General features: G+C 67.6%; 13 protein-coding genes and 1 tRNA gene. 8 read left to right on the top strand and 6 right to left on the bottom strand.

Features of this window, described 5'->3' with window-relative positions:
* Positions 1–4: 4 nt before the first annotated feature.
* The 5 genes from ACZYYX_RS25945 to ACZYYX_RS25925 all read right to left on the bottom strand — a co-directional run bounded on the left by ACZYYX_RS25945 (position 5) and on the right by ACZYYX_RS25925 (position 4,865).
* Positions 5–757, bottom strand: coding sequence for an enoyl-CoA hydratase (locus ACZYYX_RS25945; RefSeq protein ID WP_463817644.1), 753 nt, complete (start codon positions 755–757; stop codon positions 5–7).
* A 13-nt stretch (positions 758–770) separates the two neighbouring features.
* Positions 771–1,523 (bottom strand): acyl-[acyl-carrier-protein] thioesterase, encoded by a 753-nt coding sequence (locus tag ACZYYX_RS25940; protein ID WP_463817643.1) that lies wholly within the window; start codon positions 1,521–1,523, stop codon positions 771–773.
* An 11-nt stretch (positions 1,524–1,534) separates the two neighbouring features.
* Positions 1,535–2,893 (bottom strand): HNH endonuclease signature motif containing protein, encoded by a 1,359-nt coding sequence (locus ACZYYX_RS25935; protein WP_463817642.1) that lies wholly within the window; start codon positions 2,891–2,893, stop codon positions 1,535–1,537.
* Between the two features lie 131 nt (positions 2,894–3,024).
* A complete protein-coding gene (locus ACZYYX_RS25930; RefSeq protein ID WP_463817641.1) occupies positions 3,025–3,621 on the bottom strand; it encodes a class I SAM-dependent methyltransferase in 597 nt (198 codons plus the stop codon).
* Positions 3,622–3,626: 5 nt separating this feature from the next.
* Positions 3,627–4,865 carry a PE-PPE domain-containing protein gene (locus ACZYYX_RS25925; protein ID WP_463817640.1) on the bottom strand — a complete coding sequence of 413 codons (1,239 nt, stop codon included), beginning with the start codon at positions 4,863–4,865 and terminating at the stop codon, positions 3,627–3,629.
* 395 nt (positions 4,866–5,260) lie between these two features.
* Here ACZYYX_RS25925 and ACZYYX_RS25920 point away from each other — a divergent pair, with 395 nt between their 5' ends.
* A complete protein-coding gene (locus ACZYYX_RS25920; protein ID WP_463817639.1) occupies positions 5,261–7,840 on the top strand; it encodes a CocE/NonD family hydrolase in 2,580 nt (859 codons plus the stop codon).
* Positions 7,841–7,863: 23 nt separating this feature from the next.
* Here ACZYYX_RS25920 and ACZYYX_RS25915 read toward each other — a convergent pair.
* Positions 7,864–7,937: transfer RNA gene (locus ACZYYX_RS25915), tRNA-Arg, on the bottom strand.
* A gap of 75 nt (positions 7,938–8,012) precedes the next feature.
* On the opposite strand from ACZYYX_RS25915, the gene ACZYYX_RS25910 reads away from it, so the two are divergent.
* The 7 genes from ACZYYX_RS25910 to ACZYYX_RS25880 all read left to right on the top strand — a co-directional run bounded on the left by ACZYYX_RS25910 (position 8,013) and on the right by ACZYYX_RS25880 (position 22,930).
* Positions 8,013–9,503 carry a wax ester/triacylglycerol synthase family O-acyltransferase gene (locus ACZYYX_RS25910; RefSeq protein ID WP_463817638.1) on the top strand — a complete coding sequence of 497 codons (1,491 nt, stop codon included), beginning with the start codon at positions 8,013–8,015 and terminating at the stop codon, positions 9,501–9,503.
* A 17-nt stretch (positions 9,504–9,520) separates the two neighbouring features.
* Complete coding sequence (locus tag ACZYYX_RS25905; protein ID WP_463817636.1) at positions 9,521–11,140, top strand: HAD-IB family hydrolase/lysophospholipid acyltransferase family protein; 1,620 nt, start codon at positions 9,521–9,523, stop codon at positions 11,138–11,140.
* A complete protein-coding gene (locus ACZYYX_RS25900) occupies positions 11,137–13,485 on the top strand; it encodes a glycerol-3-phosphate 1-O-acyltransferase (RefSeq protein ID WP_463817634.1) in 2,349 nt (782 codons plus the stop codon). The genes ACZYYX_RS25905 and ACZYYX_RS25900 overlap by 4 nt, the downstream gene beginning before the upstream one ends.
* Before the next feature lie 34 nt (positions 13,486–13,519).
* Positions 13,520–15,544: a bifunctional copper resistance protein CopD/cytochrome c oxidase assembly protein gene (locus ACZYYX_RS25895; RefSeq protein WP_463817632.1), complete on the top strand. Its 2,025-nt coding sequence runs from the start codon at positions 13,520–13,522 to the stop codon at positions 15,542–15,544.
* 161 nt (positions 15,545–15,705) lie between these two features.
* A complete protein-coding gene (locus ACZYYX_RS25890) occupies positions 15,706–16,188 on the top strand; it encodes a single-stranded DNA-binding protein (protein ID WP_463817631.1) in 483 nt (160 codons plus the stop codon).
* Positions 16,189–16,287: 99 nt separating this feature from the next.
* A complete protein-coding gene (gene ettA, locus ACZYYX_RS25885) occupies positions 16,288–17,961 on the top strand; it encodes an energy-dependent translational throttle protein EttA (protein WP_463817630.1) in 1,674 nt (557 codons plus the stop codon).
* A 91-nt stretch (positions 17,962–18,052) separates the two neighbouring features.
* Positions 18,053–22,930 carry an NAD-glutamate dehydrogenase gene (locus ACZYYX_RS25880; protein WP_463817629.1) on the top strand — a complete coding sequence of 1,626 codons (4,878 nt, stop codon included), beginning with the start codon at positions 18,053–18,055 and terminating at the stop codon, positions 22,928–22,930.
* Positions 22,931–22,936 lie beyond the last annotated feature (6 nt).

Raw genomic sequence — 22,936 nt, 5'->3', positions numbered from 1 at the left:
CGGTTCACCTGCGCTTCGCGGCGGCCAGACGTTCGGCGAACTCGGGAGACTCGATCGAACGTGCCTGCGGGCCGATCTCGACGTCGACGGCCATGTGGTGCTGATGCATGTCGGTGATCCCGGGGTTGAACGTCGCGCGCATCGACGCCTTCGTCGCGAGGACGACATCCCGCGGCGCCGACGCGGGGCCGGCAGCAAGGGCGCGTGCGGCGGCGACGGGATCGTCGGCGAGCTCGAGCGCCAGCCCGTGCCGCACCGCTGCCTCGGCGTCGAAACGCATGCCGAACAGCAGCGCGGCCCTGGCGGCCTGGGGCCCGATTGCGCGTTGCAGCATGAACGTCGCTCCGCCACCGGGATGGATGCCCAGCTTCTGGAACCGAGGATCGAACAGCGCCTCCGGTCCGGCGATGCGCACGTCGGCGGCCAGCGCGAGATTCAGGCCGGCGCCGACGGCTGGCCCGTTGACGGCGGCGATGGTCGGCAGGCTGCATTCCGCGACGGCGAGAAACCCGTCGTAGATGACCCGGAGCCCGTCCTCGGTGGCCTTGCCGAGTGCGGTCAGGTCAGCACCCGCACAGAAGGCTTTCCCCGCACCGGTCACGATCACCGCGTGCACGCCGGGGTCGGCCTCGGCGCCCTCCACAGCGGTGCGCAACGCCGCCGAACTCTCGGCGGTGACCGCGTTGCGGCGGTCGGGATCGTTGACGGTGATGACGGCGACGCGGTCGGTGACCTCGGTCAGTACCAGATCGGACATCGGCTCAGCGTAACTACAGGCTGCGCAGCAGCGCCGCGGCCCTGACGTCGTCGTCGACGGTCAGCGCGATGTGGACGTCGTCGCCGTCGCGAGTCCAGCCGAGGGTGACCTCTTCGCCGTACTTGATCGGTTTCCGATACTCGACGACCGCCCGGTAGGGCGCTGTGCACACCTCGGGTGCCAGAGCCATCACCTCGTGGATCGCGTGCCAGTAGGCGGTGTTGGTGACGTGCTCGAAGAGATCGATATCCGTGCGGCGCAACGCAAATGGCGCGGAGTTCTCGATCGTGTCGGGGTTGGTCAGCCATGGTCGCCACTTGAGGCGATGTTCGGTGGTCGTGGTGCCGAACTTCTCGAGCAGGGTGTCGGTGGCGCGTTGCGGTGTAAGTGTCTTGGCGTTCATCGCGATCCAGAAACCCTCGGTCTCGATGCGGCCGCCGTCGCTACCGACGAGATCCACGCGCATGGTGCACCAGCGCAGCGACAGCGCCGAACACCATCGACTGAACGTCACCTCGTCGGGAAAGGCGATCGGCTCGATGACATCGATCACGGTGCGCTGGACGAGCCAATGCGGGTGCTCTTCCGCTTCGCCCGCGTCGACGAGGTTCTCGGCGCCCACCTCCTGGATGTAGCGGGCAACCCCGTCGAGGCGCAGGTTGAGGTCGTCACCGACATCGCCCGTCGCGACGCGCCACTCCGTCCGGTAGACGTATCCGGTGTCGGGCTGCGGGCTCAGCCGACGGTCGACGTCTCTAGTGCTCATCGCGAGCCAGCCTACGGTCCGTGGTCGTCTTCGGGCAGGAGGTGGCGTTGGGGGTGGTGGTAGCCGTTGGTGCGGCGCTGCCCGGTGTCGAGGTCGGGTGGGGGGAGCCATTCGACTTGGCCTCGCTGGTTGATGCGGGTGGTCCAGCCGGTCTTCTCGACCATCCGATTGTCGGGCCCGCACGCGAGGGTGAGGTTGGTGATGTCGGTGGGGCCGCCGGTCTTCCAGTCCTCGACGTGGTGCACCTGCGACCAGTACCCGGGCACCGAGCATCCAGGTCTCGTGCAGCCGCGCGCCGAGGAGTGCAGCACGATCCGCTGCGCCGGGCTCGCCAATCTCTTGGTACGACCCAGATACAGCGGTTGATTGGTGTGCTGATCGAACACCGCCAAATAGTGGTGCGCGTGGGAGGCCAGGCGGATCAGATCGGCCATCGGCAACAGCGACCCGCCGCCGGTGACCGCCACCCCCGCACCCTTCTCCAACTCCTGCAGCGTCGTCGAGACGATGACCGTGACCGGTAACCCGTTGTGCGACCCCAACTCCACGGAGGACAACGCCATCCGTCCGACCGCGAGCCAGGCATCGTGATTGCGTTGCGCCACACTGCGGGAATCAGATCGCGCCTGCTCGGGTGCGGGTTCGCCCTCGACACAGGGCTTTTCGTCGTCGGGGTTGCACATGCCCGGTGCGGCGAGTTTGGCGTGAATCGCCTCGTAGTGCGCCCGGAACTCCGGGGTGATCCAGCCGGTGAGCCGGCTCATCCCGTCGGCCTGCTGGGCACCCAACTGAATGCCCCGCCGGCGGGCGCGGTCGGCGTCGGTGGGTTCGGGACCGTCGGCGTCGATCATCGCCGCCAACCGATCCGCCGCCTTGCGCAGATCCCCCGGCGTCAACCCTGCGCCGAGCGACGCCAACTGCCGGTCGGCGGCCGTGCGGGTGTCCACATCGACCCACACCGGCAACCCATCATGGAACTTGCTGATGACTGCGACATGATCGGCATCCAGGGCGCCCGCGGCCTGCGCGGCCGCGGTGGCCTCCCACCGAGGCGCCAACGCCTCCCCGGTCAACGCCTGCCGCGGACCCAACGCCGCGGCCTCAGCCAGGCGGCGTTTGGCGTCGCGTTCGGAGACCCGCAGCGCGGTGGTCAGCACCTTCTTCCACGACGCCTCACCCAACCGCCGCGGCTCCGTCTCGGCCACCAACCGAGCCAGGATCTGATGCTCCAACACCGGCACGGTGCGGACCAACGTCGTCACCTCAGCCATCAAGGCCACCAGCTCGCGATGCGACAACGCGTCGCAGGCGTCCTGCAGGATCGCCACCTGGCCCCGCATCACCCCTATCGCGTCCGCAACCACATCCATGACTCGAACACTAGTTCGAACCACCGACAAGAATGGCCCGCGCTGTGACCATACGGACGCACGGTGCGAATGAGGCCAAGATGTTCTCTCCGAGCTGGTCCGGCTCAGCGCGACTGCCACCGACAAGTGAGTCAGTCGCCGCGCGGCTTCTCCCACCGCATCAGGTAGCGGTAGTACAGCGCGCGGCGGATGTGCACACCCGGCAACACCTCGGCGGCGATGCGACGGATCTCGGCCAGGTTCTCGCGGGGACTCGCGACGGCCACCCCGATGTCCCGGGTCTCGTGGTGCCACCGCGACCCCACGCGCACAGCCGGCAGATGCAGCGCCGACCACAGCCAGTCGGTCACGGTGGTGTTCGCGCTCAGTCCGACCACCGCGAGTTCGCCGCCGGGCCGCACCATGTCGCGGGCAGCTTCCAGTGTGGTGCGCAGGTCGAGATGGTGCAGGCTTGCGACGAAGGTGATCAGGTCGAAACGTGCATCCGCTGCGGCATAGTCGGCGAAGGTGCTCTCGATGATCGACACCCCGTCGACGTCTGCCAGCCTGGCGCGTGCCCGTCGAATCGCCCCGGCATCGGGATCGATACCGACAACCGACTGGGCAACGGGCGCCAGGCGCTCGGCGAGCAGACCGTCACCGCACCCCACGTCGAGGACGTCACGGCCGCGGGCGAACGCGAGCACCCACGGGTGGTAGGCGGTGTTGTGATTCCAGTACTCGGTCATCCGCCTCAATCCGCGGTGCCGGTGCCGTCTCCATCTGCGGCGTCCCGCGAGTCGGCCGAGGTCGTCGAGTCCTGTTTGGGTTCAGTGACTTTCGACTGGTCTGCGGCCTCTTCGCGTGCAGCGGCCCGCGCGCGGATCCGCTCCAGCCGCCGCTCACGGCGCGTCTCCGCGGCGGTCGCCTTGTCGGCTTTGTCGGACGTCTCGACGTCGTCCTCGTCGGAGTCCTTGTCCGACAGTGCTTTCAGGCCGTCCCGGATGGCTCCCGGCACCTTGGACACGGTATCGGCCAGCTCGCCGACCGTCGGCATCAGGCGCGCCGGGCGGTAGCGGCTCGGGTCGGACGGGATCGGATTGTTGTCGTAGTACGCCGAATCCACGATGACCTTCAACAACGGCTCGCTGACATCGGCGATCGCGTTCCCGAAGGGCACCACGTCGCGAATCAGGCGCGCCAACGGCAACTCTTCGGTGGTGTAGGTGACGTAGGTCGTGTTCCCGCGCGTCGTCACGTAGGCGACCACACGGTCACCGTCGGGAGCGTCGCATCGCGCGTCGTCGCACGGCATTGCCTCGGCGCCGCTGGCCAGCACCGCGCAGGTGTTCGCGCCGCCGCAGGAGACGGTCGGCCGACCCTCGTTGTCCACCGGCAGGTCGATCTGATCCTGCTCCCGGTAGCCGTACAGGTAGGCGACCAGCGAGTTGACGTGCGCGACGAGGTTGAGCAGATCCGCGGGTGCGTTGGAGTTGTAGTTGTACTGATAGGCGATGTCGATGACGGCCTTGGCGGCGGTGTCGATGGGCGACGGGAACGGATTCACCCCGATCAGCGAGAACCACGGGTAGCGCGTCCCGAAGCCGCCGTCGGGGCGGGACACGTTGTTGTCGAGGACGAACACGGTGGACGGCAACGCCGGATCGTCGTCGCGGTCCTGGCGGGTCAGCACTACGCTGGCGTTGGCGGCACCCCAGCCAGACGCCAGGACCGCGTTCTCCTCGCCGGAGTGCGCTCGCAGCGCCGCGTCGATCGCTTTCGGACCCCCGCCGAACGGCACGCCGACCAGGTCGGGCCCCGGCTGGCCGCCGGGGTTGTACGGCGCCTGGTTGAACAGGCCGCCGAAGAAGTCCTCGTTGCCACTGCCGTCGGGGTGTGTCGAGCTGCCGACCACGATGAGCGCGGTCAGGTCGACAGGAAGGGCTGAGAAGGCCTGCGGGGCGACGGCGGCGACGCCTCCGACCGTTGCCACGACGCCAACTGCAGCGCTCGTGATGGCGCCGGCTCTGATCCGGCCGCTCGTGCGAGATCTCTTCATGCTCCCCATTCCCCCTCCGGAACGTTCGGAGGTCACCGTATCCCAGAACGCATGGCATGTGGTTTGCCGGAGATCGCTCGTCGAGGACATGTTGGAGCGCCGGTCCCGCCGGCGTCTGCGTTGTCAACCGCCGAACGGAGTTCGCTAGGCATGGGCGGGCGTGCGCAGGAGAGGTCACGTGCGATGTCAATAGCGTTGTGCCGGAGGCGGAAAAGTGTCAGGTTCGGACAATTGACGCCGTCACAAATCAGTGGCTGGATTTCGCTTTGATCATGTGGACGCCGGCGTAGTGTCTGCCCCGGTTCCGAGGTACAGCGGAGGTCCTGGTCATGAGTGCTGCTAGCTATGTCGGTCGCGTGGGTGGTCTTGCAATCGCCCTGGGGGTGGGAACCGCGATCATCACCGGGCAGGGCGTCGCCTACGCCGACGACACCGAGTCGTCGACGTCGCCAGCGTCATCGTCGGTGTCCTCCCCAGGGGACTCCGTACGCGGCGATACGGTCACGCTCGACAAGCGGCCTCTGGGCAAGCATCGGAGCACCGAGCGCACATCGCTGTCCGACACGGTCAAGGGCATCGCCGACCGGGTGGCCGAAGAACGTCAGAAGCGGGCCGACGCCCGAGCGGAGCGCGCCGACGAGGCCGATGAGACATCCGGCGGGCGCCGTCAGAAGCGGCACGAAACCGTTACGCAGCAGCAGGATTCGCCGAAGGTCGACGAGGTCTCGACCTCCTCCGTCGACACCGAGCCCTCCGCCGAACAACCCCGCGTGCTGTCCTGGCTGCAGACCCCCCGCGCGGTTGCGGGCCGCCAGCAGGTCACCGAACCTCGGGTGCAGACCACGCTGTGGACGCCGGCTGCCCAACAGGCACCGGCTCAGACGGTCGTGTCCGGCCTGCTGTCTGCGCTCGACCGGGCGCTCAGCCCGGCGTCGTCGGGCAACGGATCGGCACCGGTCGGTGGCTCGCTGTCGGATCTCGTGCTGCTCGCCGGCGCTCGCCGGGAGTCCGCGCTCGCGGCTATCGACGACTATTCCGTCCAGGTCGTCCAGGGCGTCATCGGCGGCTGCGTCGTGGGCATGACGTGCACTACCGCCGATGGCTCGACCTACACGGTCATCGATCGCCCGAGCAACGGCGGCAAGCTCACGCTTGACGCGACGACCGGGGCGTTCCGTTTCCTGCCGTACGCCGACGAGACTGCCACCAACGGACCGAGCGGCATCGAGACCTTCTCGGTGCTCGTCGCCCAGAACACGAACTTCACCACCGCGATCACCGGCCTGCCGATCATCGGCTCGAGTCTCATCACGCCGGTCGTCCAGCGGCTGCAGCAGGCGGGTGTCCTCTCCGGCCTGCTCGGCACCGCTGAGCTGCAGGACATCTCGGTCGACATCACCGGCCTGCGTGCGGGTGCGCCGATCGCCTTCACCACGTTCGTGACGTCCTGGGACGGCACGAAGATCAGCACCAACTTCTTCCCGGCGCTGGCCGGCTCGCCGGACCTCGGAGCGCCGGGATACGAGACCATCTTCAACGGACCCGGATTGGCGGAGCCGGGTGCGACCGATCCGGCGGACCCCTTCGTCTCGACGTTCCGCTCCTTGGGCTACAACGTCGTCACGTGGGACCCCCGCGGCGAATTCGCCTCCGGCGGCCTGCTGCAACTCGACAGCCCGCAGTACGAGGGCCAGGATGTCACCGAGCTGATCAACTGGGTGGCCACGCAGAGCGGCGTTCAACTCGACAAGGCCGGCGATCCCACCATGGGCATGGTCGGCGTCTCCTATGGCGGCGGCATCCAATTCGTCACCGCTGCAAGCGATGACAGGGTCGACGCCATCGCGCCCGGCTGGGCGTGGAACACGCTGCCCGATTCTCTTTACCCGCACAGCGCATTCCGCACGTCGTACGCCGGACTGCTACTGCTCGGACTGATCGAGACCGGAGCGCGGATCAACCCGCAGATCTACGGCGGCATCCTCACCGGCGCCTCGCTGGGCATCCTCACTCCGAGTCAGATCCAGCTGCTGCAGAACAGCGGCCCGGGACAGACGGTGCGCAACATCAAGATCCCCACCCTGATCATCCAGGGCACCGTCGACGTGCTGTTCCCGCTGCATCAGTCGATCCTCAACATGGGCTACATGGCCAACAACCCGAACGTGAAGCTGATCTGGTACTGCGGCGGCCACGGCACCTGCCTGCCCGGGCAGGGCAATGGCGACGCCGACGACGTGTGGTTCCTCACCCAGACCGCCGTATGGATGCAGCGCTATGTCAAGGACCTTCCGATCCCGGCTGATCCGTACGCGTTCGAGTGGACCGATCAGAACGGCGACCGCTGGGCATCGGTCACTCGGCCGACGGCGAGCAACTTCTACGACGCCGAGAGCAGGGTGCCGGCGACGGTGTGGAACACCGGCAAGACGCTGCCGATCATCCCGTTCATCGGCGGCTCGGGCCCGCAGCCGGAAATCCCGCTGCCGTACGGATTGGGCGCCGGGTCGGTCGCGACCAACGCGGTCACGATCCCGCTCACCAATCCGGGAGAGGGGGAGGCGAATGTCGTCGGCGCCCCGCACGTGGTGATCAACTACAGCGGTCTGGGAAGCAGTCGCCACATCTACGCCCAGGTCGTCGACAAGAGCACCGGGCTGGTCGTCGGGAACATCGTCTCGCCGGTGCCGGTCACCCTCAACGGCCGCGATCAGGTCGCCGAGATCGATCTCGAGGACATCGCCTACACGATGACGCCCGGCAGTGAATTGGAGCTGCAGATCTTCACCACGGCAACGCCGTTCCTGAACTTCACGCAATTCGGGTTCGTGCACATCGACAGCGTGGAAGTGACGCTGCCGACCACGTCGGCAGGGGTCAACCAGGGGCCGAACCTGCTGGCGGTGTAAGAGCGGCCGAGTAGAGCGGGAAGCGCCCCCGGCAGGAATCGAACCTGCGACCTAGGGATTAGAAGGCCCTTGCTCTATCCAACTGAGCTACGGAGGCAACGCCCGAGGAGTGTATCGCGAGCAGCACCTAAAGCCGCTCCGTGTCACAGGGCAGCCGACTAGCGTGGTGGCCATGCCTAACCCGCCGGACCTGGACGCGGCTGGACTCCCCGAAGAGCTCAGCCCGCTCGACCAGATCCTGCACCGCGGTGAGGCCAACCCGCGGACCCGCTCCGGCATCCTGACCGTCGAACTGCTCGACACCACTCCCGACTGGGACACCTTTCGCGCCCGCTTCGACACCGCCTCCCGCAAAGTGCTGCGGCTGCGGCAGAAGGTCGTGATCCCGACGCTGCCGACTGCGGCGCCGCGCTGGGTCGTCGACCCGGACTTCAATCTCGACTTCCACCTCCGCCGCGTCCGCGTTCCCGAGCCGGGCAGCTTCCGGCAGGTGATGGATCTGGCCGAGGTGGCCGCGCAGTCACCACTGGACATCTCCCGACCGCTGTGGACCGCGACCCTGATCGAGGGGGTGCATGACGGTCAGGCCGCCTTGATGGTGCATCTCAGCCACGCCGTTACAGACGGGGTGGGCGGGGTCGAGATGTTCGCGAACCTCTACGACCTCGAACGTCACCCGCCGAGACAGCAGGTGCCGCCGCTGCCGATCCCCGCCGACCTGTCGCCCAACGACCTCATGCGCCAGGGGCTCACCCGCCTGCCCAGCACCATCGCCGGCGGTGTGCGCGACGCGCTCTTCGGTGCGGCGCAGGCGGTCGGCCACGTGGTGCGCGACCCGGTGTCGCGGTTGGGCAGCGTCATCGACTACGCGATGTCCGGCGCCCGGGTGATCGGCCCGGTCGCCGATCCGTCACCGCTCCTGCGCCGTCGCTCCCTCTCGAGCCGAAGCGACGCCATCGACATCGAGTTCGGCGACCTCCACCGCGCGGCCAAAGCCGCCGGCGGCTCCATCAACGACGCGTACCTCGCCGGCCTCTGTGGTGCGCTGCGCCTCTACCACCAGGCCAAGGGTGTTCCCGTCGACACTCTGCCGATGGCCGTCCCGGTGAACCTCCGCTCCGAGGCCGACCCCGCGGGCGGGAACCGGTTCGCCGGCGTCAACCTCGCCGCGCCGATCGGGCTCACCGATCCTGCCGTGCGCATCCGCAACATCAGGACGCAGATGACGCGTAAACGCGACGAGCGCGCGCTCGACATGGTCGGTGCGATCGCGCCCGTCGTGTCCCTATTGCCAGACAGCGTGCTGGAGTCGATGGCCGGCTCCATCGTGAACTCCGACGTCCAGGCCAGCAACGTGCCGGTCTACGCCGGCGAGACGTTCATCGCCGGTGCCCAGATCCTGCGGCAGTACGGACTCGGCCCGCTGCCCGGCGTGGCGATGATGGTCGTGCTGATCTCTCGCTCCGGCTACTGCACGGTCACCGCGCGCTACGACCGCGCCGCGGTCACCGACCCAGCGCTGCTGGCGCGATGTCTGCTGGCAGGCTTCGATGAAGTTCTCGCGCTCGGCGGCGAGGGGCGCGCCCACCCGGCGACGTTCACCGACGAGTCTGCATCACGCTTGTCCGAGACCGCCTCGACGAAGGGAAGTGCCGCACAGTGAGCCCTGACAATCCCCAGATGCGCCTTCCGGGTTCGGTCGCCGAGATCGAAGCCTCCCCGGAAGGGCCCGAGGTCGGCGCGTTCTTCGACCTCGACGGCACCCTGGTCGCCGGGTTCACCGGCGTGGTGATGACCCAGGACCGATTGCGGCGGCGGCAGATGTCGGTGGGTGAATTCATCGGGATGGTCCAGGCCGGACTCAATCATCAACTGGGACGCTCGGAGTTCGAGGACCTGATCGGCAAGGGCGCCCGGATGCTGCGCGGCAACTCGGTGGAGGACATCGACGAACTGGCCGAGCGGCTGTTCGCCCAGAAGATCGTCGGCCGCATCTACCCCGAGATGCGGCAGCTGGTGCGCGCCCACATGGCGCGTGGCCACACCGTCGTGCTGAGCTCGTCCGCGCTCACCGTCCAGGTGGAGCCCGTCGCCCGGTTCCTCGGCATCGACAACATCCTCAGCAACAAGTTCGAGACCGACGAGAACGGTTTGATCACCGGCGAAGTCGAGCGACCCATCATCTGGGGACCGGGCAAAGCCCGCGCCGTGCAAGAGTTCGCCACCGCCAACGGCGTCGACCTGTCGAAGAGTTACTTCTACGCCGACGGCGACGAGGACGTCGCGCTGATGTACCTCGTCGGCAACCCGCGGCCCACGAACCCGGCGGGCAAGATGGCTGCGGTCGCCGCCAAGCGCGGCTGGCCGATTCTGCGGTTCAGCAGCCGCAGCGGCGCCAACCCCGTCGCGCAACTGCGCACCGCGGCCGGGATCGCCTCGATGGTGCCGGTGGCCTGGGGTGCGTTGGGCGTCGGATTGCTCACCCGCAACCGGCGCAGCGGCGTCAACTTCTTCACCTCGGTTTTCAGCCGCACGCTGATGACCGCGGTCGGCATCAATCTCAACGTGCTCGGTGAGGAGAACCTGACCGCGGAGCGGCCCGCGGTGTTCATCTTCAACCACCGCAACCAGGCCGACCCGATGATCGCCGGCCGGCTCGTCAGCGACAACTTCACCTCGGTGGGCAAGAAGGAACTCGAGAACGACCCGATCGTCGGAACCATGGGCCGGATCATGGACGCCGCGTTCATCGATCGTGACGATCCGGAGAAGGCCGTCGAGGGTCTCAAGAAGGTCGAGGAACTCGCCCGCAAGGGAGTGTCCATCCTGATCGCCCCCGAGGGCACGCGGTTGGACACCTTCGAGGTGGGTGAATTCAAGAAGGGGCCGTTCCGTATCGCCATGTCGGTGGGCATCCCGATCGTGCCGATCGTGATCCGCAACGCCGAGGTGATCGCGGCTCGCGACTCCAGCACGTTCAACCCGGGCACCGTTGATGTCGTTGTCTACCCGCCGATTTCGGTGAACGGGTGGACCCACGAGAATCTCGACGACCGCATCGCCGAAGTGCGCCAGCTCTACCTCGACACCCTGAAGGACTGGCCGCACGACGAACTGCCGGAGCCCGAGCTGTACCGGCGGCAGCAGAAGCCGGCAAAGAAGGCCCCGGCCAAGAAGGCGGCAGCCAAGAAGGCCCCGGCGAAGAAGGCGGTGGCCAAGAAGCAGCCGGCGAAGAAGGCTGCTACCAAGGCCGCCACGAAGTCGACGACGACGTCCCCCACGGCCAAGGGTCGGCCGTGAAAGTCCGCGCCGATGACATCACGGCATTCACCGCCGTCGACGACACGCTCGTCCTCGCGTCGGTGTCCTCGCCCGCGGAGGAGGAGCTGCTCGCCGACTGGTTGAACGAGCAGCGAAGTGCACACCCCGAGAGCAAGATCGAAGTACTGAAGCTTCCCGCCGATGACGATCCGCCGCCCGGTGTGCTCGCCCGCCTGGTCGAGATGCTCGAAGCCGACGAGGACCGGTCGGTCGTCCCGGTGCGGGTGTTCTGGGTGCCCGGCGGGTTGCCGACGCGCTCGAAAGTGGTCGCGCTGCTCTCGGGTCGGGACACCTACTGCCCTCCGAAGGTGTTGCAGCGCAGCATCCTCAAGAGGGACCCGTCGCGTGCGCGCGTCGTCGCCGGCGAGCCGGCCAAGGTCGCCGAACTGCACCAGAACTGGAGCGACAACACCACCGCCGAAAACCCCAGGGAATTCGCGCGGTTCGTACTGAGGCGAGCAATCCTGGCCATCGAGCGGGTGGAGCTGCGGCTGCTGGGCCCGGAGTACAAGTCGCCCCGGCTGATCAAGCCGGAAGTGTTGTCGTCGGCCCGGTTCCGGCAGGGGCTCGAGCAGATCCCCGGTGCCACCGTCGAGAAGGCCGGCGAGATGCTCGACGAGTTGGGCACCGGCTGGAGCCGGTTCTCGGTCGATCTGATCCCGTCTCTGGGTAGGGCCATCTTCAGTCGCGGGTTCGACCCGAACATCGACTACGACCGCACCGAGGTCGAGGTGATGCGCCAAGCGCTCGAGGCACATCCGGCCGTCCTGCTGTTCTCCCACCGGTCCTATCTCGACGGCGCGATCGTGCCCGTCGCGATGCAGGAGAACCGGCTCCCGCCGGTGCACACATTCGCGGGAATCAATCTGTCGTTCGGCGCGATGGGTCCGCTGATGCGCCGCTCCGGCGTGATCTTCCTGCGCCGCAAACTCGACGACCCGCTGTACAAGTACGTGCTGCGTCAGTTCGTCGGTTACATCGTCGAGAAGCGGTTCAACCTGGCCTGGGCGATCGAGGGCACCCGCTCGCGCACCGGAAAGATGTTGCCGCCCAAGCTCGGTCTGCTCGCGTACGTGGCCGATGCGTATCTCGACGGCCGCAGCGACGACATCCTGCTGCAGCCGGTGTCGATCAGCTTCGACCAACTGCACGAGACCGCCGAATACGCGTCTTATGCACGGGGCGGGGAGAAGACGCCCGAAGGCCTGTCCTGGTTGGTCAATTACATTCGTGCACAAGGCGAACGCAACTACGGCAAGATCTACGTCCGGTTCCCGCGCGCGGTGTCGATGCGGGAGTACCTCGGCGAGCCGCACGGCCCGATGACCACCGACGAGGCGGCCAAACGCCTTGCCTTGCAGAAGATGGCGTTCGAAGTGGCGTGGCGCATCGTGCAGGTGACTCCGGTCAACGCCACCGGCCTGGTGTCCGCGCTGCTTCTGTCGACCCGCGGCGTCGCGCTCACCCTCGACCAGTTGCACCACACGCTGCAGGACTCGCTGGACTATCTGGAGCGCAAGCAGACCCCGATGACCAACAGCGCCTTGCGGTTACGTACCCCCGACGGGGTGCGCGCCGCGCTGGACGCGCTCTCGGGCGGACATCCGGTGACCCGCGTGGACGGCGGTCGCGAGACGGTCTGGCACATCGCGGCGCAGGACGAGCTCGAAGCAGCGTTCTACCGGAACTCGTTAATCGACGCGTTCCTCGAGACGTCGCTGGTCGAACTGGCGTTGGCGTACGCCGCGCGCAGCGACGGCGACCGGGTCGCGGCGTTCTGGGAACAGGTGATGCGCCTGCGTGATCTGTTGAAGTTCGACTTCTACTTCGCCGACTCCGCAGCGTTCCGCGCGCACGTCGCCGAGGAGATGTCGTGGCACGACGACTGGGAAAGCGACGTCGCCGCCGGGGGAGACCGTATCGACGCCCTGCTGCTGGCCAAGAAGCCGACGATCGCGGGTCCGCTGCTGCGACCGTTCTTCGAGGCGTATCAGATCGTCGCCGACGCCTTGCTCGACGCGCCGGCTGATATCTCCGAGAAGGACCTCACGGCCAAGGCGCTGGGGCTGGGGGAGCAGTACATGGCGCAGGGCCGCGTGCAGAGCAATGAGTCGGTGTCGGCGCTGTTGTTCGCCACCGCGCGTCAGGTCGCCGCCGACAAACATCTGCTCGAGCCCGCTGCCGATCTCGAGGAGCGGCGCCGAGACTTCCGCAACGAGCTGCGCGGCATCCTGGCCGACATGAACACCGTCGACCGGTTCGCCCGGAAGCAGTTCATCGCGAGGGAGCGCAGCCGCCGCCGGCTGCGTGAGCGGGCGGTGTGACGGATCACGTGCGGGCAGGTCATACGCTGGATGCATGACTCTCACCGGCTCCGCCGCGCCCGCACGGGTGCGTCGCGCCTCGGTGTGGCCGGTGCTCTACGGCGTCGCGGTGCTCGCGGGCCTGACCGCAGCGGCGTTGTCGGCGCTGTCGCTCGCCGAGGCGCTGACCGCGACGGGCCTGCCTGACCCGGGGCCCGTCACCACCTACGGGTTGCCGTTCGTCAAGGCGGCCGGCGAGATCGCCGCGGTCGTCGCGACCGGCTCGTTCCTGTTCGCAGCGTTCCTGGTGGCGCCACAGACCACCGGGGTTCTCGACGTCGACGGCTACCGGGCGCTGCGCGTCGGGACCGCCGCAACGGGCATCTGGACGGTGTGCGCAGTCCTGATGGTGCCGCTGACGGTGTCCGACATCAGCGGTCAGCCGCTGACGACGCGACTGAGTCCGGCCGACATCTGGTCGGTCGCCGACCTGATCGACATCGCGGGTGCGTGGCGATGGACCGCGCTGTTCGCCGCGGTGGTGACCGTGGTGAGCATTCCCGTCCTGCGCTGGGCGTGGACACCGGTGCTGTTCGCCGGTTCGCTGGCCACCCTGCTGCCGTTGGCGCTCACCGGCCACTCCTCCTCGGGCGGATCGCATGACATCGCGACGAACAGCCTCCTGGTGCACCTGATCGCAGGCGCGGTGTGGGCCGGCGGACTCCTGGCGCTGCTGGTGCACGCGCTTCGCGGCGAATCTGGGCGAAACGATCATCTCGCGGCACGACGCTTCTCGACGGTGGCGCTGTGGTGCTTCGTCGCGATGGCGGCGAGCGGCGTCATCAACGCGCTGGTGCGGGTGCAGCCCGCGGACCTGATCCACACCCGTTACGGCTGGTTGCTGCTCGCGAAACTGACCGCGCTCCTCGCTCTCGGCCTCCTCGGGTGGCAGCAGCGTCGCCGCGGGATCGTCGCGCTGGCCTCCGACCCTCCGGCGCGCGGCGCACTGATCCGACTGGCGCTGATCGAAGCGCTGGTCTTCGGGCTGACGTTCGGGATCGCCGTCGCCCTCGGGCGCACGCCTCCGCCGCCTCCCCTCGACACGAATCTGTCCATCCCGGAGGTGGAGATCGGCTACGACCTGGCCGGCCCGCCGACCGTCGCCCGTCTGCTCTTCGACTGGCGGTTCGATCTGGTCTTCGGCACCGCCGCGCTGATCCTCGCCGCGGTCTATCTGGCCGGGTACCGGCGTCTGCGTCGCCGGGGAGACGCGTGGCCGACCGGCCGTGTGGTGGCCTGGCTGCTCGGCTGCCTGCTGCTGTTGTTCACGACGTCGTCCGGCCTCGGCCGCTATATGCCGGCGATGTTCAGCATGCACATGATCGCGCACATGCTGCTGTCCATGCTGGTGCCGATCCTGTTCGTGCTCGGCGCCCCGATCACGATGGCGCTGCGGGCGTTGCCGACGGCGGGACGAGATGCGCCGCCGGGACCACGGGAGTGGCTGCTGACGGCCCTGCATTCGCGGGTGTCTCGGTTGCTGACCAACCCGTTCGTGGCGACCGCCCTGTTCATCGTCGGGTTCTACGGGCTGTACTTCGGCGGGATCTTCAACGCGGTGGTCGGTAGTCACGCCGCGCACCTGGCGATGAACGTGCACTTCCTGCTCAGCGGCTACCTGTTCTACTGGGTCGTGATCGGCGTCGATCCGACGCCGCGGCCATTGCCTCCGATCGCGAAGCTCGCGATGGTGTTCGCCTCGCTTCCGCTGCACGCGTTCTTCGGCGTCGTGCTGATGGGGACCAACACCGCGATCGGCGGCGACTTCTACCGCTCCCTGGCCTTGCCGTGGCACACCGACCTGCTCGCCGACCAGCGTCTGGGCGGGGCCATCGCCTGGGCGGCCGGAGAGGTGCCGCTCGTGGTGGTGTTGATCGCACTGTTCGTGCAGTGGCGGCGCAGCGACGATCGGACCGCACGCCGGCTCGACCGCGCTGCCGACCGAGACGACGACGCCGATCTGGCCGCATACAACGCGATGCTGGCCGAGCTGGCGCGCCGCGATCGCGCCGACAGCTGACGCTCTCACGGGGTCCATCCCCAAAGACTGTTCCATCCACAGCTTCTCCGTGCACTCGGGAGTCGGGCGGCTGAGGTGTCGGTGCGGCGGCGGTCAATGGCGGTGTCATCGACGGCGCGGGCGCTGTGCCCGTGCCGCAGCTTCAGAGAAAGAGAACCGCCATGTTCGAAACACCGATCACCGTCGTCGGCACTATCGTCACCAACCCTGAGCGCCGCTGGGTCGGTGACCAGGAGCTGTTCAAGTTCCGCGTCGCGAGCAACTCACGCCGGCGTACCTCCGACGGCACGTGGGAGCCGGGCAATTCGCTCTACGCGACGGTCAACTGCTGGGGGCGCCTGGTCACCGGCGTCGGGGCAGGTCTGGGGAAGGGTGACGCGGTGATCGTTGTTGGCAACGTGTACACCAGCGAATATGAAGACCGCGACGGCAACCGACGGTCGTCGCTGGAGATCAGGGCCACATCGGTGGGGCCGGACCTGGCGCGGTGCATCGCCCGCATCGACAAGCGTCGCCATTCCGAGCAGCCCGCCGAAGCCGGCTCTGAGAGCAGTTCCGACACCGACACCGAAATCGGGCCTTCCACCGGCGCGAGCGTCGACGAGGGCAGCGGCGAGGGTGAAGCATTGGCGCTCACCGCGTAGCTCCGAGCGCCGCCACCGTCACCCGGCATCACGGCCGCGCCTAGGATGGGCCCGGACTCTCGCAGATCGCGAAGACCTGAGAAAGGCGATATCAGAGGCATGGCCGAATTCATCTACACGATGCGGAAGGTCCGCAAGGCGCACGGCGACAAGGTCATCCTTGACGACGTCACCCTGAACTTCCTTCCGGGCGCGAAGATCGGCGTCGTCGGCCCCAACGGGGCCGGTAAGTCGAGCGTCTTGCGGATCATGGCCGGCTTGGACCAGCCGAACAACGGCGACGCGTTCCTGGCGCCGGGCGCCACCGTCGGCATCCTGATGCAGGAGCCCCAGCTCGACGAGACCAAGACCGTGCGCGAGAACGTCGAAGAGGGCGTGGCGATCAAGGCCAAGCTCAACCGGTACAACGAGGTCGCCGAGCTGATGGCGACCGACTACACCGACGAGCTCATGGACGAGATGGGCAAGCTCCAAGAGGAGCTCGACGCCGCGGACGCATGGGACATCGACAGCCAGCTCGAACAGGCGATGGACGCGCTGCGTTGCCCACCCGCCGACGAGCCGGTGACCCACCTCTCCGGTGGTGAGAAGCGCCGCGTCGCACTGTGCAAGCTGCTGCTGTCCAAGCCCGACCTGCTGCTGCTCGACGAGCCGACCAACCACCTCGACGCCGAGAGTGTGCTGTGGCTCGAACAGCACCTCGCCGAATACAAGGGCGCCATCCTCGCCGTCACCCACGACCGGTACTTCCTGGACAACGTCGCTGAGTGGATCCTCGAACTCGACCGCGGCCGCGCCTATCCGTACGAGGGCAACTACTCGACGTACCTGGAGAAGAAGGCCGAGCGCATCGCCGTTCAGGGCCGTAAGGACGCCAAGCTGCAGAAGCGGCTCAAGGACGAACTGGAATGGGTGCGCTCGGGCGCCAAGGCCCGCCAAGCCAAGAGCAAGGCCCGTCTGACCCGGTACGAGGAGATGGTCGCCGAGGCCGAGAAGACCCGCAAGCTCGATTTCGAAGAGATCCAGATCCCCGTCGGCCCGCGTCTGGGCAACGTCGTGGTCGAGGTCGAGCACCTCGACAAGGGTTTTGATGGCAGGCAGTTGATCAAGGACCTGTCGTTCACGTTGCCGCGCAACGGCATCGTCGGCGTGATCGGCCCCAACGGTGTCGGCAAGACCACGCTGTTCAAGACGATCGTCGGGCTCGAGCAGCCCGACAGCGGGACCGTCAAGGTCGGTGAGACCGTCAAGTTGAGCTATGTCGACCAGAGCCGCGCCGGCATCGACCCGAAGAAGACCGTCTGGGAGGTGGTCTCCGACGGCCTGGACTACATCGAGGTCGGGCAGAACGAGATCCCGTCGCGGGCCTACGTGTCGGCGTTCGGCTTCAAGGGCCCGGACCAGCAGAAGCCCGCGGGCGTGCTCTCCGGAGGTGAGCGCAACCGGCTGAACCTGGCGTTGACGCTCAAAGAGGGCGGCAACCTGATCCTTCTCGACGAGCCCACCAACGACCTCGACGTGGAAACGCTGAGCTCGCTGGAGAACGCGCTCCAGCAGTTCCCGGGCTGCGCCGTGGTCATCTCCCACGATCGCTGGTTCCTGGACCGCACCTGCACCCACATCCTCGCGTGGGAGGGCGACACCGACAACGAGGCCAAATGGTTCTGGTTCGAGGGCAACTTCGGCGGCTACGAGGAGAACAAGGTGGAGCGACTCGGTGCGGATGCAGCGCGTCCGCACAGGGTCACCCACCGCAAGCTCACGCGAGGATAGTCTCGTTCTGCGGACCACGTGACCGACCGCTTGTGCGACCGGTCGCAGCCAACGGCGGCAGGTCCGCAGCGTGTGACTGGAGGAGCGGCGGATGTCGTTGAATCCCGGTGCGATCGGGGCAACTGAGAAAGACCTGACCCCTGAGGCGATCGATCGATTGATCCCCGCGTACCTGCAGACCTATCGGGGGCCCCACGGCGGTGCGCCCGGCTCGGAGGGGGCCGTCACCGGTCCTCTCCGCAGCCCGTCCGACGGCATGTCGGCCATGGTGGAGGCGCAGTACCAGCTCGGCCGCCAGCGGTCTGCCGGAGCGACGCTGGTCGCCGTCTACCGCGCCGACGAACCCGGCGGGTTCGGCCCGGCGCTTCAGGTCATCACCGACAGCGCGCCGATGCTGATGGATTCGGTGACGGTGCTGCTGCACCGCGTCGGGGTCGCCTACAAGGCGATCATGAATCCGGTGTTCCGGGTGCGCCGCGGCGCGGGCGGGGAACTCCTCGACATCGTGCCGTCCTCGGAAGCGACATTCGGTGACGGCGTCGACGAGACCTGGGTGCACGTGCAACTCTCCAGCGCCGTCGACCGGCGCGCGCTGGCCGAGGCCGAACGGCTCCTGCCCCGGGTTCTCGCCGACGCCCGCCAGGTCGCGCTGGATTCGCAGAGCATGGGTGCGACGCTGCGCGGGCTGGCCGCCGAACTCGACAGCGACACCGGTCGGCGCTTCCCGAGCACCGACCGCAAGGATGTCGCGGCGCTGTTGCGCTGGCTCGCCGACGGCCACTTCGTTCTGCTGGGCTACCAGCGCTGCCCCGTGCGTGACGGGCACGCCACCGTCGACGCCGCCAGCCGTCTCGGGGTGCTGCGGCTGCGCCAAGACGTTCTGCCCCAGCTGACCAACAAGGACGAACTGCTGGCGTTGGCGCAGGCGACGATCCCGAGCTTCCTGCGCTACGGCGCCTACCCGCAGATCATCGTGGTGCGCGAGCAGGCCGAGGACGGTAGCGCCGACGCCGCGGCCGTCGAGCACCGTTTCGTCGGACTGTTCACCGTCGCCGCCATGAACGCCAATGTGCTCGAGATCCCGTTGATCTCCCGTCGTGTCAACGATGCGCTCGCGATGGCCCACCGCGATCCCAGTCACCCGGGGCAGCTTCTGCTCGACATCATCCAGACCATCCCGCGCTCGGAACTGTTCGCGCTGTCCGCCCGCGACCTCCTCGACATGGCGATGGCCGTCGTCGACCTCGGCTCGCGTCGACGCACGCTGTTGTTCATGCGGGCCGATCCACTGGCCCACTTCGTGTCGTGCCTGGTGTATCTGCCGCGTGACCGCTACACCACCGCGGTGCGTCTGGAGATGCAGGACATCCTGGTCCGCGAACTCGGCGGCATCAGCATCGACTACGCCGCGCGAGTGAGCGAATCACCTTGGGCGCTCGTGCATTTCACGGTCCGGTTGCCGGAGGGGTCGCGCGTCGCGGATGTCGATGTCTCCGACGAGAACGAATCGCGCATCCAGGATCTGCTCACCGAGGCTGCGCGCACGTGGGCGGACCGGATGCTCGGTGCGGTTCGGACGGCGTCGATCGATCAGGGCATCGCAGAGCACTACGCCGCTGCGTTCCCGGAGGTCTACAAGCAGGCAGTCAACCCGCTGCACGCTCTGACCGACATCGAGATCATCGAGCAGCTGGGGGACAACTCCGTCAAGCTCGTACTCGACGACACCGAGAACACCGCCGTCGACGGCATCTCGAATCTGATCTGGTACCTCGGCGGCCAGTCGGCGTCACTGAGTCGTCTGCTTCCGATGCTGCAGTCGATGGGCGTGACGGTGCTCGAGGAGCGGCCGTTCACGGTCACGCGGCCCGACGGTCTGCCGGTGTGGATCTACCAGTTCAAGGTGTCGCCGCACCACGGCATCCCGATGACCGGGCCGGGGCCGGAACGGGACGCGACGGCGCAGCGGTTCGCCGATGCCGTCACCGCGATCTGGCACGGCAACTGCGAGATCGACCGGTTCAACGAGCTGGTGCTGCGGGCCGGTCTGACATGGCAACAGGTGACGGTGCTGCGGGCCTACGCGAAATACCTGAAACAGGCCGGCTTTTCGTACAGCCAGTCCCACATCGAGGACACTCTGAACAACAACGCGGGCACCGCCCGCTCGCTGGTCGAGCTGTTCGAGGCCTTATTCAATCCTGCGGTGTTCAGCTCGCCTGAGCAGAACCAGACCGACGTCCGCCGCGATGCCCAGGCGGCGGCCGCGGCGGTGGCCGCCGACATCGACGCTCTGGTCAGCCTCGACACCGACCGGGTGCTGCGGGCGTTCGCCTCGATGATCCAGGCGACGCTGCGCACGAACTACTTCGTGACGCGGGCGGGTTCGGCGCGTGAACGCAATGTGCTGTCACTGAAGATGAACTCGGAGTTGATCGACGAATTGCCCTTGCCGCGGCCGAAATTCGAGATCTTCGTGTACTCGCCGCGGGTCGAGGGCGTGCACCTGCGGTTCGGGTTCGTCGCCCGCGGCGGGTTGCGCTGGTCGGATCGCCGGGAGGACTTCCGCACCGAGATCCTCGGCCTGGTCAAGGCGCAGGCGGTGAAGAACGCCGTGATCGTGCCCGTCGGCGCGAAGGGCGGTTTCGTGGTCAAGAGGCCACCGGCGCTCACCGGGGACGCGGCGGTCGACCGTGACGCCACCCGCGAAGAGGGTGTGGCCTGCTACCGGCTGTTCATCGCCGGGCTGCTGGACCTGACCGATAACGTCGACAAGTCCTCGGGCGCGATCGTCATCCCCGAGGGTGTGGTGCGCCGCGACGGCGACGACGCCTACCTCGTCGTCGCCGCGGACAAGGGCACCGCGACGTTCTCCGACATCGCCAACGACGTCGCGAAGTCCTACGGGTTCTGGCTGGGCGACGCGTTCGCCTCCGGCGGCTCGGTCGGCTACGACCACAAGGCGATGGGCATCACCGCCAAGGGTGCCTGGGAGTCGGTGAAGCGGCACTTTCGCGAAATGGGAATCGACACCCAGAGTGAGGATTTCACCGTTGTCGGGGTGGGCGACATGAGTGGTGACGTGTTCGGCAACGGCATGCTGCTCTCCGAGCACATCCGGCTGCTCGCCGCCTTCGACCATCGGCACATCTTCATCGACCCCGACCCCGACGCAGCGCGGTCGTGGCAGGAGCGCAAGCGCCTGTTCGAGCTGCCGCGCTCGTCGTGGGAGGACTACGACACCTCGCTGATCAGCGCCGGTGGCGGCGTCTACAGCCGCGAGCAGAAGTCGATCCCGATCAGCGCCGAAGCGCGGGCGGCGTTGGGCATCGACGACGGCGTCACCGAGCTGACGCCGCCCGCCCTGATGCGGGCGATCCTGAAGACGCCGGCCGACTTGCTGTTCAACGGCGGGATTGGTACCTACGTCAAGGCCGAGATCGAGTCCGATGTGGGCGACCGGGCCAACGATGCGGTGCGGGTGAACGGAAACCAGGTGCGCGCCAAGGTGATCGGTGAAGGCGGCAACCTGGGTGTGACGTCGCTGGGCCGCATCGAATTCGACCTCGTCGGCGGCCGGATCAACACCGACGCGCTGGACAACTCCGCGGGCGTCGATTGCTCCGATCACGAGGTCAATATCAAGATCCTCATCGACTCGCTGGTCACGGCCGGCAAGGTCACCGCCGAGGATCGCACCGAGCTTCTGCTGTCGATGACCGACGAGGTGGGCCGACTCGTCCTCGCGGACAACGAGAGTCAGAACGATCTGATGGGCACGAGCCGCGCCAACGCCGCCAGCATGCTGTCGGTGCACGCCCGGATGATCAAGGACTTCGTCGACGAGCGCGGCTTGAATCGTGAGCTCGAGGCCCTGCCGTCGGAGAAGGAGATCCGGCGGCGCACCGAGGCCGGAATCGGGCTCACCTCACCGGAATTGGCTACCCTGATGGCGCACGTCAAGCTGGCGCTCAAAGACGACCTGCTCGCCGGCGACCTGCCCGACCAGGAGGTGTTCGCGTCGCGGTTGCCGTCGTACTTCCCGACGACGCTGAGGGATCGGTTTGCCACCGAGATCCGCTCGCATCAGCTGCGCCGCGAGATCGTCGCCACCATGCTCGTCAACGACGTCGTCGACACCGCGGGCATCTCGTTCGCCTACCGCGTCGCCGAGGACGTCGGGGTGTCGTCGGTCGACGCGGTGCGCAGCTTCGTGGCCGTCGACGCGATCTTCGGCGTCGGCCAGGTGTGGCGGCGTATCCGCGCCGCCGGGGTGGACGGCGTGTCGGTGGCCGTGACAGATCGCATGACGCTGGACCTGCGCCGTCTGATCGACCGCGCCGCGCGCTGGCTGCTCAACTACCGCCCCCAGCCGCTGGCGGTGGGGGCCGAGATCAACCGCTTCGCCGACAAGGTGGCCGCGCTGACGCCGCAGATGTCGGAGTGGTTGCGCGGCGACGACCGGGCGATCGTGATGAAGGAGGCGGGGGAGTTCAGCGGGCAGGGGGTGTCCGAGGAACTCGCGTTCCAGGTGGCCACCGGGCTCTACCAGTTCAGCCTGCTCGATGTCATCGACATCGCCGACATCGTCGACCGCGAGCCGGCGGAGGTGGCGGACACCTACTTCGCGCTGATGGATCACCTGGGCACCGACGGTCTACTCACCGCGGTGTCGCGGCTCTCCCGCGATGATCGCTGGCATTCGTTGGCGCGGTTGGCAATTCGTGACGACATCTACGGCTCGTTGCGCGCGCTGAGCTTCGACGTGCTGGCTGTGGGCGAACCGGACGAGAACGGCGAGGAGAAGATCGCCGAGTGGGAGATGACCAACAGCAACAGGGTCACCCGCGCGCGTCGCACGTTGACCGAGCTCTACGAAAGCGGTGAGCACGATTTGGCGACGCTGTCGGTGGCGGCCCGCCAGATTCGCAGCATGACGAGGACGAGTGGAACGGGAACTTCGGGGTGACGAGCG

Source organism: Mycobacterium sp. IDUB_1 (assembly GCF_055419625.1).
This window is presented reverse-complemented; position numbering and strand designations above follow the sequence as displayed.

Bases quoted from the DNA above. Each gene is read 5' to 3' on its own strand.
- ACZYYX_RS25945 (WP_463817644.1), bottom strand. From the start codon at position 757: ATGTCCGATCTGGTACTGACCGAGGTCACCGACCGCGTCGCCGTCATC.
- ACZYYX_RS25940 (WP_463817643.1), bottom strand. From the start codon at position 1,523: ATGAGCACTAGAGACGTCGACCGTCGGCTGAGCCCGCAGCCCGACACC.
- ACZYYX_RS25935 (WP_463817642.1), bottom strand. From the start codon at position 2,893: ATGGATGTGGTTGCGGACGCGATAGGGGTGATGCGGGGCCAGGTGGCG.
- ACZYYX_RS25930 (WP_463817641.1), bottom strand. From the start codon at position 3,621: ATGACCGAGTACTGGAATCACAACACCGCCTACCACCCGTGGGTGCTC.
- ACZYYX_RS25920 (WP_463817639.1), top strand. From the start codon at position 5,261: ATGAGTGCTGCTAGCTATGTCGGTCGCGTGGGTGGTCTTGCAATCGCC.
- ACZYYX_RS25910 (WP_463817638.1), top strand. From the start codon at position 8,013: ATGCCTAACCCGCCGGACCTGGACGCGGCTGGACTCCCCGAAGAGCTC.
- ACZYYX_RS25905 (WP_463817636.1), top strand. From the start codon at position 9,521: ATGCGCCTTCCGGGTTCGGTCGCCGAGATCGAAGCCTCCCCGGAAGGG.
- ACZYYX_RS25895 (WP_463817632.1), top strand. From the start codon at position 13,520: ATGACTCTCACCGGCTCCGCCGCGCCCGCACGGGTGCGTCGCGCCTCG.
- ACZYYX_RS25890 (WP_463817631.1), top strand. From the start codon at position 15,706: ATGTTCGAAACACCGATCACCGTCGTCGGCACTATCGTCACCAACCCT.
- ettA (WP_463817630.1), top strand. From the start codon at position 16,288: ATGGCCGAATTCATCTACACGATGCGGAAGGTCCGCAAGGCGCACGGC.
- ACZYYX_RS25880 (WP_463817629.1), top strand. From the start codon at position 18,053: ATGTCGTTGAATCCCGGTGCGATCGGGGCAACTGAGAAAGACCTGACC.